The organism is Polaromonas sp. P1_G1, from assembly GCF_056405595.1.
On the sequence record NZ_JBFUBU010000333.1, the window covers coordinates 1 to 349 of the forward strand.

The window sequence follows — 349 nt, forward strand, 5'->3', positions numbered from 1 at the left end:
GCAATAGATTTTTTTGGAGACATTTGTGAGTGAAATTGATAGCAATCCCAAGCCAAGCGACAAAGACGAAGCTAGAAAGCCTCGTACTCCAATGGTTTTTATTAGTCACGATACACGCGATGCCGAGATTGCAGAGGCATTCAGCAAGCTACTATCGAGCGTAAGCGCAGGTGTACTCAAATCTTTTCGCTCATCTGACAGAAAAGGCAATCAAGGCATGGAGTATGGGATCGAGTGGTATCCAGCGATCATGAAAAAACTTGAGGCGGCGTCTGACGTTGTTTGCTTACTCACACCAAACAGCATAAATCGCCCTTGGCTACTGTACGAGGCCGGCGTAGCAAAAGGG

At 46.7% G+C, this 349-nt stretch carries 1 protein-coding gene; it reads left to right on the forward strand.

Annotated features, from left to right (window positions below; genetic code table 11):
• Nucleotides 1-25 precede the first annotated feature (25 nt).
• Nucleotides 26-349, forward strand: a 324-nt coding sequence (locus AC1D1Y_RS27085; protein WP_477685052.1) for a hypothetical protein, incomplete at its 3' end; no start/stop codon positions are given.